At 51.6% G+C, this 12,619-nt stretch carries 18 protein-coding genes; 17 read left to right on the top strand and 1 reads right to left on the bottom strand.

Going from position 1 to position 12,619, the window contains the following annotated elements; translation table 11 throughout:
- Positions 1 to 70 precede the first annotated feature (70 nt).
- The 16 genes from IEW70_RS12345 to pth all read left to right on the top strand — a co-directional run bounded on the left by IEW70_RS12345 (position 71) and on the right by pth (position 11,099).
- A complete protein-coding gene (locus tag IEW70_RS12345; protein WP_188648225.1) occupies positions 71 to 850 on the top strand; it encodes a TatD family hydrolase in 780 nt (259 codons plus the stop codon).
- 182 nt (positions 851 to 1,032) lie between these two features.
- Complete coding sequence (gene rnmV / locus IEW70_RS12340; protein WP_308423160.1) at positions 1,033 to 1,620, top strand: ribonuclease M5; 588 nt, start codon at positions 1,033 to 1,035, stop codon at positions 1,618 to 1,620.
- Positions 1,604 to 2,485 carry a 16S rRNA (adenine(1518)-N(6)/adenine(1519)-N(6))-dimethyltransferase RsmA gene (gene rsmA, locus IEW70_RS12335; RefSeq protein ID WP_188648249.1) on the top strand — a complete coding sequence of 294 codons (882 nt, stop codon included), beginning with the start codon at positions 1,604 to 1,606 and terminating at the stop codon, positions 2,483 to 2,485. The genes rnmV and rsmA overlap by 17 nt, the downstream gene beginning before the upstream one ends.
- A gap of 29 nt (positions 2,486 to 2,514) precedes the next feature.
- Complete coding sequence (locus IEW70_RS12330; RefSeq protein WP_188648224.1) at positions 2,515 to 2,988, top strand: ribonuclease H-like YkuK family protein; 474 nt, start codon at positions 2,515 to 2,517, stop codon at positions 2,986 to 2,988.
- Between the two features lie 153 nt (positions 2,989 to 3,141).
- A complete protein-coding gene (veg, locus tag IEW70_RS12325) occupies positions 3,142 to 3,426 on the top strand; it encodes a biofilm formation stimulator Veg (RefSeq protein WP_188648223.1) in 285 nt (94 codons plus the stop codon).
- 227 nt (positions 3,427 to 3,653) lie between these two features.
- Positions 3,654 to 3,815 carry a hypothetical protein gene (locus IEW70_RS18535; protein WP_373285963.1) on the top strand — a complete coding sequence of 54 codons (162 nt, stop codon included), beginning with the start codon at positions 3,654 to 3,656 and terminating at the stop codon, positions 3,813 to 3,815.
- 6 nt (positions 3,816 to 3,821) lie between these two features.
- Positions 3,822 to 3,944 carry a hypothetical protein gene (locus IEW70_RS18170; RefSeq protein WP_268234872.1) on the top strand — a complete coding sequence of 41 codons (123 nt, stop codon included), beginning with the start codon at positions 3,822 to 3,824 and terminating at the stop codon, positions 3,942 to 3,944.
- A gap of 60 nt (positions 3,945 to 4,004) precedes the next feature.
- Complete coding sequence (locus tag IEW70_RS12320) at positions 4,005 to 4,175, top strand: small, acid-soluble spore protein, alpha/beta type (protein ID WP_188648222.1); 171 nt, start codon at positions 4,005 to 4,007, stop codon at positions 4,173 to 4,175.
- Between the two features lie 273 nt (positions 4,176 to 4,448).
- Entirely contained in the window at positions 4,449 to 5,318 is an 870-nt protein-coding gene (gene ispE, locus IEW70_RS12315) for a 4-(cytidine 5'-diphospho)-2-C-methyl-D-erythritol kinase (RefSeq protein WP_188648248.1), read from the top strand.
- Positions 5,319 to 5,402: 84 nt separating this feature from the next.
- Positions 5,403 to 6,242, top strand: coding sequence for a pur operon repressor (gene purR / locus IEW70_RS12310; protein WP_188648221.1), 840 nt, complete (start codon positions 5,403 to 5,405; stop codon positions 6,240 to 6,242).
- The gene (locus IEW70_RS12305; protein ID WP_188648220.1) at positions 6,230 to 6,604 is read left to right on the top strand and encodes a RidA family protein; all 375 of its coding nucleotides are present in this window, start codon (positions 6,230 to 6,232) and stop codon (positions 6,602 to 6,604) included. The genes purR and IEW70_RS12305 overlap by 13 nt, the downstream gene beginning before the upstream one ends.
- Positions 6,605 to 6,708: 104 nt before the next feature.
- Positions 6,709 to 6,999 carry a septation regulator SpoVG gene (gene spoVG, locus IEW70_RS12300; RefSeq protein ID WP_188648219.1) on the top strand — a complete coding sequence of 97 codons (291 nt, stop codon included), beginning with the start codon at positions 6,709 to 6,711 and terminating at the stop codon, positions 6,997 to 6,999.
- 300 nt (positions 7,000 to 7,299) lie between these two features.
- Entirely contained in the window at positions 7,300 to 8,679 is a 1,380-nt protein-coding gene (gene glmU / locus IEW70_RS12295; protein WP_188648218.1) for a bifunctional UDP-N-acetylglucosamine diphosphorylase/glucosamine-1-phosphate N-acetyltransferase GlmU, read from the top strand.
- A 41-nt stretch (positions 8,680 to 8,720) separates the two neighbouring features.
- Positions 8,721 to 9,671 carry a ribose-phosphate diphosphokinase gene (locus IEW70_RS12290; RefSeq protein ID WP_188648217.1) on the top strand — a complete coding sequence of 317 codons (951 nt, stop codon included), beginning with the start codon at positions 8,721 to 8,723 and terminating at the stop codon, positions 9,669 to 9,671.
- A 115-nt stretch (positions 9,672 to 9,786) separates the two neighbouring features.
- The gene (locus IEW70_RS12285) at positions 9,787 to 10,437 is read left to right on the top strand and encodes a 50S ribosomal protein L25/general stress protein Ctc (protein WP_188648216.1); all 651 of its coding nucleotides are present in this window, start codon (positions 9,787 to 9,789) and stop codon (positions 10,435 to 10,437) included.
- 98 nt (positions 10,438 to 10,535) lie between these two features.
- On the top strand, positions 10,536 to 11,099 hold the full coding sequence (pth, locus tag IEW70_RS12280) for an aminoacyl-tRNA hydrolase (RefSeq protein WP_188648215.1): 564 nt from the start codon (positions 10,536 to 10,538) through the stop codon (positions 11,097 to 11,099).
- 25 nt (positions 11,100 to 11,124) lie between these two features.
- On the opposite strand, the gene IEW70_RS12275 is transcribed toward pth, so the two are convergent.
- Positions 11,125 to 12,117 (bottom strand): aromatic acid exporter family protein, encoded by a 993-nt coding sequence (locus IEW70_RS12275; RefSeq protein ID WP_188648214.1) that lies wholly within the window; start codon positions 12,115 to 12,117, stop codon positions 11,125 to 11,127.
- 164 nt (positions 12,118 to 12,281) lie between these two features.
- Here IEW70_RS12275 and IEW70_RS12270 point away from each other — a divergent pair, with 164 nt between their 5' ends.
- Positions 12,282 to 12,569 (top strand): anti-sigma-F factor Fin, encoded by a 288-nt coding sequence (locus IEW70_RS12270; RefSeq protein ID WP_373285962.1) that lies wholly within the window; start codon positions 12,282 to 12,284, stop codon positions 12,567 to 12,569.
- Positions 12,570 to 12,619: the final 50 nt, after the last annotated feature.

The raw sequence follows: 12,619 nt of genomic DNA, 5'->3' as shown, positions 1-12,619 counted from the left end.
GCCGACAGCATTTCCCAAACCAGACCTGGTTTGCGATACACACGAATCACAGCAACAGGAGGTTTTACCGATGCTTTTTGACAGCCATGCCCACTTGAATGACGGACAATTTGATGAGGACCGGGAGGAAGTGATCCGCCGTGCTCGGGAAGAATACGGAGTCTCCCGCATTGTCAATATCGGGTTCAACCGTGAGACGATCCGGACATCCCTGGAACTGGCGGAAACGTATGATTTTATCTACAGTGCAGTGGGTTGGCATCCGATCGAGGCCAAACATTGTACGGATGAGGATTTGGACTGGATCGAATCCCTCACGGATCATCCCAAGGTAGTGGCGCTAGGGGAAATGGGATTGGATTACCACTGGGACACTTCTCCCAAAGGGGTACAGGAATCCGTTTTCCGCCAGCAAATCCGGTTGGCGCGGGAAGTAAACCTGCCCATCATCATCCACGATCGGGATGCACACGAAGATGTGCTGCGGATTCTCCGGGAGGAAAAAGCGGACGAAGTAGGCGGCGTCATGCATTGCTTCAGCGGGGATTGGGAAATGGCTGAAGCCTGTTTGGATTTGAACTTTTATATCGGCTTGGGTGGTCCCGTTACTTTTAAAAACGCCAAAGACCCGAAAGTGATTGCGGAGAAGGTCCCCATGGACCGGCTCTTGGTGGAGACGGACTGTCCCTATCTGGCTCCTCATCCCCATCGGGGAAAACGGAATGAATCCGGTTATATCCGCCTGATTGCGGATAAAATCGCCGAGATCCGGGGTATGACATTGGAAGAAGTGGCCCGCCAAACCTATGAAAATGCGTCCCGCTTGTTTCGGTTGAATGAATCATCGTGACAAACCCTGTTGACAAGAGAGCGGAAGGGGAAAATGGCGCTATCAAAGCCTAAGCCGAAACGCACACGAGATACTGGTATCCAATGAAGGCACCGTGTTCCCCCCGGGGATACGGTGCCGGTACGTATCCGAAAGCTTTGCCAGAGATGAATCGTAGCAGACAGGTGAATACATGGAAGAGGTTGAGTCCGATTAAAGAACAACAGCGAAAGATCAGAGAAGTGATCATAGTGGAAGGAAGAAATGATACGGCAGCCGTACAACGGGCGGTTCATGCCGATACCATTGAGACGCGCGGGTCGGCTGTAGGAGAAAAAGTGATCGCGGAAGTGAAACGCGCCCAGCAAAACCGCGGGGTGATCATCCTGACCGATCCCGATGCTGCAGGAGAGCGAATCCGGCGCATTATTTCCCGGGAAGTTCCGGGATGCAAGCAGGCGTTTATTCCGCAGCAGCAAGCCAGGGGAGGCAATAAGGTGGGGGTGGAGCACGCCACTTCCGAAGCGATCCGAGAAGCGTTGGAAAGCGCTCGCTTTGAACTGGAACCGACAGAGACGGGAGAACCCGCCATTTCATGGGAACGTTACATGGAAGCCGGCCTGGTTGGCGGAGAAGCCGCCCGCCGACGGCGCCACGCCATCGCCGATCAATTGGGTATCGGATATGGGAACGCGCGCCAATTTTATCGGCGTTTGCATTTGCTGCGTATTACCCTGGAGGAATTTGAAGAAGCGTTGCGCCGCACAGAAAGGGATGAAGCCGATGACTGAGCGCTCGATTTCACAACGAACGCGGCAGCTGTTAAAACAGCACGGACTTACTTTGAAAAAAAGTTTGGGACAGCATTTTCTTATCGATGATCATATATTGGATAAGATCATCGGTGCGGCGGAGTTGGATTCCAATACCGGTGTGCTGGAGATCGGCCCCGGGATCGGTGCGTTGACGGAACGGCTCGCTGAAGAGGCCGGGGCCGTAGCGGCAGTGGAGCTGGATAACCGGTTGGTACCGGTGTTGACCCAGCTGTTTGTCGCATATCCCCATGTGTCCATCATCCATGGTGACGCGATGGAGCTGGATCTGAGGGAAATCATCGAACAGAAACTTGCCGGAACCACTCGGAGGAGTGTAGTGGCCAACCTCCCTTATTACGTCACCTCGCCCATATTGATGCGGTTGTTGGAAGAACGTTTGCCTCTTCACAATATCGTGATCATGATTCAAAAAGAGGTGGCTGAACGTTTGACGGCGGAGCCGGGGAGCAAAGCATACGGTGCCATAACGGTTACCGCTCGTTACTTTGCGGAAACAGAATGGATCGCCCGCGTGCCAAGCCATGTGTTTGTGCCCCGTCCCCAGGTGGATTCAGCAGTGATCCGGTTGCGAATCCGAAAGGAACCATCCGTTTCCGTACGTGATGAAGGATTGTTTTTCCGGGTGGTGAAAGCGGCCTTTGCTCAACGGCGAAAAACGTTGTCCAATACGTTGTCTGCCAATTTGTTTCCGGGTATAGAGAAAAATGAACTGATCGGCTGGTTGCAAGAAGCAGGAATTGACCCGAAGCGTCGGGGGGAAACCTTATCTTTAGAGGAGTTTGCTGAGTTGTCCAACCTCTTAGCTGACAAAAACCCGTAAAATCGGGGAATCCCTGGAGGGGAATCCTGTTGCAATTTATCCATCCACGCAAAGGAACCATCCGTTTGAAGGATATGGTGAAAGAAATCCGCAAGTACCTGGAAGAGGATCCGTCCGCCCGATACAAGGTGGTCATCGGGACGGATTCTCAAACTTCCCGGAGCGAGACGTTGTTTGTAACAGCGATCATTGTACAACGGGTGGGCAAAGGGGCTCTCTTTTACTATTCCAAGAAGCGCAGCCGACCGCTGATGGATCTTCGTTACCGGATCTATAAAGAGACCGAATACAGTTTGACGTGTATGGAACGCCTCAAAGAAAAGGGGTTTCTCGGCATTTCCATGGATTTGCCTGTGGAAATCCATCTCGATGTGGGGCGAAAGGGAGAGACACGCAAGCTGATACAGGAAGTAGTGGGATGGGTAACTTCCGTGGGCTACACGGCCAAGATCAAGCCAGATGCCTATGCCGCGAGTGCTGTCGCAGATCGTTTCACCAAATAAGCGGAAGGATGGCTGATTCTGTCGGAGTGCAGGTTTTCCTGACAAACTTAAAAAAATCCGTTGACATAGAGCTAAATCACTTGCTATAATTCAATTTTGACAAACATACCTCACCGTGATATAATGGATTGCGAGTGAGGTGGTCGAGTTAAAATGGGTAGGAATGCACTATCTGAAATCAAACGGACGTTGGAAGGTTATGTTGGGCAAAAGATCCGTCTCAAGGCCAACAGCGGACGTCGCAAGACCATTGAACGCAGCGGAGTGCTGGAGGAAACCTATCCCTCGGTGTTCATCGTCAAACTGGACGAAGAACAGCACGCTTTTGAACGGGTATCCTACAGCTACGCAGATATTTTGACGGAGACAGTCGAACTGACCGTATGTGACGACAGTGGACAAGTTCCCGTCAAGTACGTTAAGAATCCTCAACAATAACGAACGAACCGGCAACAAAGAAGTTTAGATATAGATGTGAGCAATTGCACAAATTTGCGGTAACATGCGTCCGGTGTCCCTCGTTGGACTCGGATTTTTTTATTGTTGTATAAGTAAAGATGCATCAGGAAAAACACAATCTATTGTGTTTGTGAGTGTTAGGTGTCCTTAGGGATGAGAAGGGAAATTCGGTGTGAATCCGGAGCTGGTTCCCGCAGCAGGGGAAAATGACCGGAACCGCCTCGGAAATCAAATACATCCAACGGAACGAATGGACACACCTGGCTCTGTTTCAAGGGATATACCACGAGTTAAAAAAGGAAAATCCCCATCTGTTTACGGTGGACTTCAGGAAGAGCTCCGTGGATGCGGACGGATGTGTAGAATGAGATCGAATGAGGGCAGTCTGTGACCGGCGGGGAGATTATCGGCTTGAAGAAGTGGGGCTTCGGTCCCGACGATTCGTGGAACTTTTGCTGGCCTTGATGGGAAGCATTTTGCAGGAAAGGATTGTCTGAGCATTTTCCAGACAACGACCCATACTATTGATATCTGCTGTGACAAAAAGGGGGAGTTTCATGGCGCGTCGTGGTGTCATGTCCGAAGCCTTGAAAGTCGAGTTGGCGAAAGAGTTGGGTTTTTATGATGTGGTGCAGCGCGAAGGCTGGGGCGGGATCAAAGCCCGGGATGCCGGTAACATGGTCAAACGAGCGATTGAATTGGCCGAAAAGCGTATGTCCGACCGATAATGTCACAGCAGTTGGGCCGGGGTGAATCCCCGGCCTTAGTTTTGGCGCCTGCTCTCCGGGAATCCGTGAACATCCCCGCCCTTTCGCTTTTCCCACTCTAATCCCCGTGTTAAAATAAGTACGCTAGCAATCGTTGGAACAACGGATTTCAATAGATTACAGCTGAAAGTCGTCCATCGATATAGGGATGACAACAATCGGCTGACGGGATAAGCGATGGATGAAGTGATGGATGAGGTAAGGTTCGAGGCTGGCAGATGGGAGGCAATCATGTTGGACATATCGGTGAAAGCGCCAGCGAAGATCAATTTGACGCTGGATGTCTTACATAGACGCGAAGATGGATATCACGATCTGGAAATGGTAATGACAACGGTGGATTTGGCTGACCGGATCGATTTGACGGAAACGTCTTCGGGAATCAGCTTGGAGAGCACATCCGGTTTTGTGCCTCACGATGACCGCAATCTCGCTTACCGGGCGGCTGCTCTGATCAAAAAGCGCTTCGGCATCCAAAAAGGGGTGCATATCCATATTCATAAACATATACCCGTGGCGGCCGGCTTGGCGGGGGGCAGCAGTGACGCCGCTGCCGTTTTAAAAGGATTGAACCGGATGTGGGATTTGGGTTTATCCGTGGAAGAGCTGGCAGCGTTGGGGTTGGAATTGGGCTCGGATGTTCCTTTTTGTGTTACCGGCGGTACTGCCATCGCCCGAGGAAGAGGCGAAATACTGACTCCTCTGCCGTCGCCGCCTCCTTGTTGGGTGATTCTGGCCAAGCCGCCCCATGGAGTTTCCACAGCGGAAGTGTTTGGTGCCCTTCGACTGGAAGACATCCGGAAGCGCCCGGATCTGGATGCCATGGTCGAGGCGCTCCGGAATCAGGACTTTGACGGCATTTGCCGCAACTTGAGCAATGTGCTGGAAGAGGTGACGATACCTGCCTACCCCCAAGTGCGTCGCCTAAAAGAGCGCATGATCCGATTCGGGGGAGAAGGCGTGCTTATGTCCGGAAGCGGACCCACGGTATTCGGGCTGGTACGCAGAGAGAATACTGCCAAGCGGGTGGTCAACGGTTTGCGCGGTTTTTGCCGTCAAGTATACGCAGTTCGTATGATGGGCGGACTGGAAGCGAATACTTGAGGGAGTATGATGGCTGGGGATTGAATTAAACCGGACAAAGTGATATATTTCCATCAACAATATTCGGTTTTAGCGGGGGTAACGATGAAAAAGTGGAAACGGAGCACGAGGTTAGTGGATATGACCCAACAGCTGACCCTCCAACCTCACCGTCTCATATCCCTCAGTGAATTCGCCAATCGTTACCAGGCAGCCAAGTCTTCCATCAGTGAGGATCTGGCCATCTTGCACGAAGTCTTTCACCAGGAAGGCTACGGCTGGTTGGAAACGGTATCGGGTGCAGCTGGAGGTGTTCGGTTTATCCCCAAGACAACGCGGGAAAAGGCGGAAGAGATAGCCGAACGGCTGTGCCGGCAGTTGGAAAGCCCCGATCGGATTTTGCCGGGAGGGTATTTGTATTTGTCGGATTTGTTGGGGGACAGCCTGATGGTGCGTGACATCGGCAGGATCTGGGCGACGGTGTTTGCCGAGGAGCGGGTGGATGCGATAATGACTGTGGAAACCAAGGGAATCCCCTTGGCGTATGCCACCGCTGGGCTGTTGGGGGTCCCTGTTGCTATTGTTCGCAGAGACAGCCGGATCACCGAAGGGTCTGTCGTGACCATCAATACCGTTTCCGGATCCAGCCGGCGTTTGGGCAGTTTGTCCCTTTCCCGGCGCAGTTTAAAAGAGGGATCCCGGGTATTGATTGTGGATGATTTCATGAAAGCCGGCAGCACCGTTCGAGGAATGATGGACCTCTGCCGGGAGTTTCAAGCGGAAGTGGCGGGGGTGGGAGTGATGGCGGAGCTGCTGGCGCAGGAGCGGCTGGTGGATCAATATTACTCATTGGTAACTGTGGCGGAAGTGGATGAACGGGAACGACGGATTCAAGTATTGAAAGGGAATCTCTTTTCAGGGGAGGCGTTTACATGGAAATCGTAAAAACCCAGGAAGCTCCTCAGGCTATCGGGCCTTATTCACAAGGGATCAAAGCCGGGAATTTGGTGTTCACCTCCGGACAAATTCCGCTGACACCGGAAGGTGAGCTGGTGGAAGGCGGCATCGAAGAACAGACACGTCAGGTGCTGAACAATCTCCAAGCTGTGTTAAAGGCAGCGGGAGCCGACTTGAACCGGGTTGTGAAAACGACGATCTTTCTGGCGGATATGAATGATTTTGCACAGGTGAACGAGATTTACGGTCGGTTTTTTGACACGCATCAGCCAGCGCGTTCGTGTGTGCAAGCGGCCCGTTTGCCCAAGGACGTCCGGATTGAGATCGAGGCCATAGCCACCCTGGACTGAAATCCACAAAAAAATCCAATTTGATGGCAACATATTGAAGGAAAATCATCACCCATGTGGAATATGTGAAATACATCATCTCTGGAAATGGGTGGTGAACCAGGTTGGAAATTACGGATGTTCGACTGCGGCGCGTCGCCCGTGAAGGGCGGATGCGAGCGATTGCATCCATTACGATTGACGGAGAATTTGTCGTGCACGATATCCGGGTGATCGACGGCAACAACGGCATGTTTGTTGCAATGCCCAGCAAGAGGCGGCCGGATGGAGAGTTTCGTGACATCGCTCATCCCATTTCTTCGGATACGCGCGAGAAGATCGAAGGGGCGGTGCTGGAAGCGTATCACCGTGCGGGGGAAGACGAGATGGATGCCGCACTGGGCGGAGCTTCTTGAAGCGTAGTTCCCTGCCGGAAAGCCTTGCAAAGGGGTGCCACATCGGGAGATCAACCCCGGGAAACGAAAAGTGGTTTCCACTCGTACAAGCCGTTTGGCACAAAGCACAAATCGCAGCAAATCACATGACGACAGGGGTCCCGTTTTTGGGATCCCTGTCGTTTTATCCGATCCAAAATTCCCCTGGGATAAATCATTTTGGAAACGGCAGAATTCCTGGGATTGTTGCATTCCAAAAGGCTTTGGGATATAGTCGGATGTGGAGTTTTTTGCAAGGAATTGCGGGGGTGCTTCTCACACATGGAAAATTTGTATGCCGTCGTTTTGGCTGCAGGAAAAGGAACCCGGATGAAATCCAAAAAACACAAAGTGCTTCACCCGGTTTGCGGAAAACCGATGATTGACCACATTTTGGACATGCTGTCCGAACTGGGGGTCAAGGAATCCGTATTGGTGGTGGGTCACAACGCCGAAGCTGTACAAGAATATGTGGGTGATCGGGCCCGTTACGCCATTCAGGAGAATCAACTGGGCACTGCCCATGCGGTGATGCAGGCGGAGTCGATCCTCGCGGATCAAGAGGGGATTACCCTCGTCTTAAACGGGGATCATCCGTTGTTTACACCGGAAACCATGGAAGACCTGGTAAAACACCACCGGGAGACTCAGGCGGCTGCCACCATCTTAACGGCCGTGTTTGAGGATCCTGCTGGTTATGGACGTATTATCCGCAATGAAGACCACAGCGTAGACCGGATTGTCGAACACAAGGACGCTTCGGAGGAAGAACGAAAGGTAAAGGAAGTGAACACCGGCACCTTTTGTTTTGACAACCGCAAGCTGTGGCAAGCCCTTACCAAAGTGGGGAATGATAACGCGCAAGGAGAGTATTATTTGCCGGATGTGATCGGTATCCTGAATGAAGAGGGAGAACGAGTGAGTGCCCGTCCTATTCAAGATGCGGGTGAAGCGCTAGGCGTCAACAACCGTGTCCAATTGGCGGAAGCGGAAAAGCAGATGCGCAAGCGGATTTTGCTGAAACACATGATGAACGGGGTCACCATTATCGATCCGGACAACACCTACATCGATGCCGAAGTGGTGATCGGGCCGGATACGGTGATTCATCCTGGCACTTTCCTTCGCGGGAAAACGCAGATCGGTGAAGACTGCACGGTGGGTCCCCATGCCGACTTGACGGATATTGCCGTGGGGGACGGAACCAGCATCAGCCACTCCTTTTTGAAAGGCAGCGAGATTTTGGCGGAAGCGACGGTCGGTCCCTTCAGCTATATTCGTCCGGGGACACACATGGGTGAGAAGTCCAAAGTGGGAGCTTTCGCAGAGTTGAAAAACACCCGGCTCGGCGAAGGAAGCAAGGTGCCTCACCTGAGTTATGCAGGGGATGCGGATATCGGGAAGGGTGTCAACTTCAGCTGCGGTGCCATCACCGTAAACTACGACGGCATCAACAAACACCGTACCACCGTGGAAGACGGGGCCTTTGTAGGCTGTAACGTAAATCTGGTGGCTCCTGTCCGTGTCGGAAAAGGGGCCTATGTGGCGGCCGGTTCCACAGTGACGGATGATGTGCCCGAAGAAGCGTTGGCCATTGCGCGGGAGCGCCAAACCAACAAGGAAGACTACGCGAAGAAACTGAAAGATAGACTTTCCAAATAATGATTAGCCCAGTGAAATAATGTTGGAGGGTTGGAGAAGAAATGTCTACTGTAAGACAGACGCGTCTGCACGTTTTTAGCTGCAATTCCAATCCGGAATTGGCCAAAGCCATTGCTGACCATATCGGCGTTCCTCTGGGAGATGCTGAAGTTGGTAAATTCAGCGACGGGGAAATCCATGTCAAGCTGAATGAAAGTGTTCGCGGGTCCGATGTCTATGTGATTCAGTCTACTTGCCACCCGGTGAATCAGCATCTGATGGAACTGTTGGTGATGGTGGATGCGTTGAAACGGGCTTCGGCTCGGACCATCAATGTAGTCATACCCTATTACGGCTATGCACGTCAGGACCGGAAAACCCGTGCCCGGGATCCGATCACGTCCAAACTGGTGGCCAACTTGATCGAAACCGCCGGTACGGATCGAGTGATTACCATGGATCTGCATGCGCAACAGATTCAGGGGTTCTTTGACATTCCGGTGGATCACCTCTTGGGTGTACCCATTTTGGGCGAGTACTTCAAAAAGAAAAATCTGGATGATGTCGTCGTGGTTTCTCCGGACCATGGCGGTGTGATCCGCGCCCGGAAACTGGCAGAGCGGTTGGAGTCGCCGATTGCGATTATTGACAAGCGCCGGCCGGAACCCAATGTGGCGGAAGTGATGAACATCATCGGGGATGTAAAAGGGCGGCGTGCCATTATTATTGACGATATCATCGATACGGCTGGTACTATTACCTTGGCGGCCAACGCTCTTCTGGACTACGGCGCCAAAGAAGTTTACGCCTGTTGCACGCACCCCGTCTTTTCCGGTCCTGCGATCCAACGAATTAAAGAGTCCAAAATCAAAGAAATGGTCGTAACCAACACGATTCCACTGGGCGAAGAGAAACAGCTGGACAAAATCAAAATTTTGTCCGTTGCTCCGTTGATCGGTGAAGCCATCATCCGTGTTCATGAAGAGTTGTCCGTCAGCAAGCTGTTTGATTGAAGCACAGAGGGTTTAAATTGTCTCAAGAAAGGGTATCTTGACTGAAAACGCACTGTTTGTCTAAAACAGCAGTGAACTTGGTAAAGGGTACTTTTTTCAAGGAGGCAATTGAAGGATGGCATATACGGTCGAAGCACAAAAACGTGAAAACCGGCCTCGGTCGATCCTGACCCGCTTGCGCCGCGAAGGAAGGATCCCCGCGGTCCTTTACGGAAAGAAAACGGAGAACGAACTTTTGCACTTGGATTACAGCCAGTTCCTCCGTTTTTTGCAGCAAGAGGGAACCTCCGCTGTGATCAACTTGAAATTTCCCGACGGAAAAACGAAGCACGTGATGGTCAAAGAATTGCAGAAGGACCCGGTCAAAGATTTGATCCTGCACGTGGACTTGTATGAGATTAACATGAACGAACCGGTAGACACCGAAACGGTGGTTGAGCTAAATGGCGAACCGGTAGGCGTTAAAGAGGGCGGTATCCTGCAGCAACAGCTTCGTACTGTGGAGATTCGCTGTCTGCCGACCAATATTCCGGACGCGCTGACTGTGGATATCAGCGAGTTGAAAATCGGGGACTCCGTCCTGCTGCGTGACGTGAAGCTGCCGGAAGGCGTGGAGCTTCTCTCTGACCCGGAAGAAGTGGTGGCCTCTGTGCTGCCCCCGCAGATGGGCCAGGAAAAAGAGGCGGAAGCTTTGGATGAAGCAGCGGCTGAAGCGGAGGAAAACAAGGAGCCAGAGCGGGCGGAAGGGGAAGGGAAGGAAGAGTAACCTCTTCCCCTACTTTGACGGGGCGCAACAACGGGGTTGCGCCTTTTTTGTGTACATATACAATGGAAGTGCCATCATCAAAAAGGAGATTTAAAGTGATGAAGCTGATCGTTGGTTTGGGTAATCCGGGGATCAAATACGCGTCCACCCGGCACAATGTCGGTTTCTGGGTCATTGATCGCCTCAGTGCCAAGTGGGGGATCGAGGTGCAAAAGGAGAAGTGGAAGTCCCTGGTGGGGGAAGGACGTGTACGGGGGGAAAAGGTCTTCCTGATGAAACCGGAAACCTATATGAATCTTTCCGGGGAAGCCGTACGACCGGCAATGGACTGGTTGAAAGCTTCCGTAGAAGAGATCGTGGTGATTTATGATGATCTGGATCTGCCGCCCGGTTACCTTCGCCTTCGCTTAAAAGGCAGCTCCGGCGGGCACAATGGGGTGAAATCCCTTATCAGTCACCTTGGTACGCAAAACTTCAAACGGATCAAAATCGGAATCGGACGCCCGGACAAACCGATACCGATTCCTGATTATGTGCTATCCCGTTTTGCGCCGGATGAAGAACCGAAGATCATGGAAGCGGTGAACCGGGCGGCAGACGCAGTGGACGCCTGGATCGATACACCATTTCTTGAAGTGATGAATGAGTTCAACCGGAAGTAAAAAAGCCTCCAGAGTGGAGGTTTTTTTACTTTTGTCCGGAGAAGCGGCGGCTGAACGTCCGGTTATCCGATTTGACTTTGGGATCAAACCGTCGCTTGATTAGCAGATACTGTTCCAGTTCATTGATAAAATGTAGCAGGGCCGCCCGGTTTTCAAATTCCTGCCGATTTTGGGGGAGCGGGGTGTCTTTAAAGCGTTCCCGCAGTTCATCCAGCGCCTTCAGATATTTGGATGCGGTGTTGCCGGGATGAACCCCTTCGCTTAACTCTTCGAGGAATTGAGCGATGGCCTCCCCTTGCTCGCACGGATGGTCCATTCCCGATACAATGCGCATAATTTGCCTGATCACGTCAAACTGCTTTTCCCGCATTTTAAAGTATCGGTAATAATAATCCTCCTCATAAAACATGTGGTTTTCGATCTCCTGCAGTGCCAGCGTCTTGGCTTTCTTCAAAAGATAAGCCGTCTCCGTAATCTCCTTTCCGGACCATGAGGACTCCCCGTCCCGCAGATAGTGGGCAAACTCAAGCAGAATGCGCTTCAGGTTTTCTTCAATCCGGCTCTGATATTCCAGCAGATCGCGCTCTTTATTGGGCATATACAAATTCATTACCAAGGCGATACCCACGCCGATGATCATCAGTGCCAGTTCGTTCAGGATGATGGAAAGATTTACATGGTGCAGCGTGTATATGTGAAGGATGATCACGGAACTGGTGATCACTCCTTGGGTTGCTTTGGCGTAAATAATGGTCGGGATGAGGGCCAAGATGAGCAGCGTCATCGACCAAGGGTAATACCCCAGGATTTCAAAGGTAACCGCTGCAAACAACATGCCGATCAGACAGGCCAAGAACCGCTCCCAGGCGTTTTCCAGGGAGCGTTTTTGTGTTTTTTTGATACATAAAATCGTTAAAATGCCCGCCGAAGCGTAGAACTGAAGATCCAAAGCTTGGGCGATCCCGATGGACAGACCGGCTCCGACGGCTGTTTTTATTGTTCGATATCCGATTTTCAAGAAAAAGGTGCCTCCTCTGTTACTTCGTTGTCAGTAAAAGGTAAGTGTAGGTTCCAGTCTATGGATTAACGCAATTCCTCCGGTTTTGTTTCCATTCTATGTGATGGAGACAAGGGTTGCCCCTTAAATAAAACCTAACCCTAGGGTAACCAAAAATCCACTGGATGGATTTACAGATCCTCGTCGATACTGTTAGAGAATATCAGGACACCTGGAGGCATACCATGACTGTAACATACACCTGTCGTTACTGTCGGTCAACAGTAGGAAAGATCGACGAATCCGTCAACGAGATGCGGTTGGGGTTTCACTGGTTGACCCCAGAGGAGCGGAAAGATATAATATCGTATGATATGAATGGTGACACACATGTCCGTGTAGTTTGCGAGACGTGTCAGGACATGCTGGAGAAGAACCCGGACTTGTTGTTGCTTAAAAATCCCTTTCAATGAAGGGTTTGCCGGGGATAAAAGCGAAAACGGCCTTGGCTGTCCCCAGCTGA

The organism is Marinithermofilum abyssi (assembly GCF_014641195.1).
GTDB classification, from domain to species: domain Bacteria; phylum Bacillota; class Bacilli; order Thermoactinomycetales; family DSM-45169; genus Marinithermofilum; species Marinithermofilum abyssi.
This window is presented reverse-complemented; position numbering and strand designations above follow the sequence as displayed.

What these genes read in the sequence shown, in the direction of transcription:
- rsmA (WP_188648249.1), top strand. Translation starts at nt 1,604, where the DNA reads ATGAAGCCGATGACTGAGCGCTCGATTTCACAACGAACGCGGCAGCTG.
- IEW70_RS12320 (WP_188648222.1), top strand. Translation starts at nt 4,005, where the DNA reads ATGGCGCGTCGTGGTGTCATGTCCGAAGCCTTGAAAGTCGAGTTGGCG.
- IEW70_RS12305 (WP_188648220.1), top strand. Translation starts at nt 6,230, where the DNA reads ATGGAAATCGTAAAAACCCAGGAAGCTCCTCAGGCTATCGGGCCTTAT.
- pth (WP_188648215.1), top strand. Translation starts at nt 10,536, where the DNA reads ATGAAGCTGATCGTTGGTTTGGGTAATCCGGGGATCAAATACGCGTCC.
- purR (WP_188648221.1), top strand. Translation starts at nt 5,403, where the DNA reads ATGAAAAAGTGGAAACGGAGCACGAGGTTAGTGGATATGACCCAACAG.
- IEW70_RS12285 (WP_188648216.1), top strand. Translation starts at nt 9,787, where the DNA reads ATGGCATATACGGTCGAAGCACAAAAACGTGAAAACCGGCCTCGGTCG.
- veg (WP_188648223.1), top strand. Translation starts at nt 3,142, where the DNA reads ATGGGTAGGAATGCACTATCTGAAATCAAACGGACGTTGGAAGGTTAT.
- IEW70_RS12345 (WP_188648225.1), top strand. Translation starts at nt 71, where the DNA reads ATGCTTTTTGACAGCCATGCCCACTTGAATGACGGACAATTTGATGAG.
- IEW70_RS12290 (WP_188648217.1), top strand. Translation starts at nt 8,721, where the DNA reads ATGTCTACTGTAAGACAGACGCGTCTGCACGTTTTTAGCTGCAATTCC.
- IEW70_RS18170 (WP_268234872.1), top strand. Translation starts at nt 3,822, where the DNA reads ATGAGGGCAGTCTGTGACCGGCGGGGAGATTATCGGCTTGAAGAAGTG.
- glmU (WP_188648218.1), top strand. Translation starts at nt 7,300, where the DNA reads ATGGAAAATTTGTATGCCGTCGTTTTGGCTGCAGGAAAAGGAACCCGG.
- IEW70_RS12270 (WP_373285962.1), top strand. Translation starts at nt 12,282, where the DNA reads ATGGATTTACAGATCCTCGTCGATACTGTTAGAGAATATCAGGACACC.
- IEW70_RS18535 (WP_373285963.1), top strand. Translation starts at nt 3,654, where the DNA reads ATGACCGGAACCGCCTCGGAAATCAAATACATCCAACGGAACGAATGG.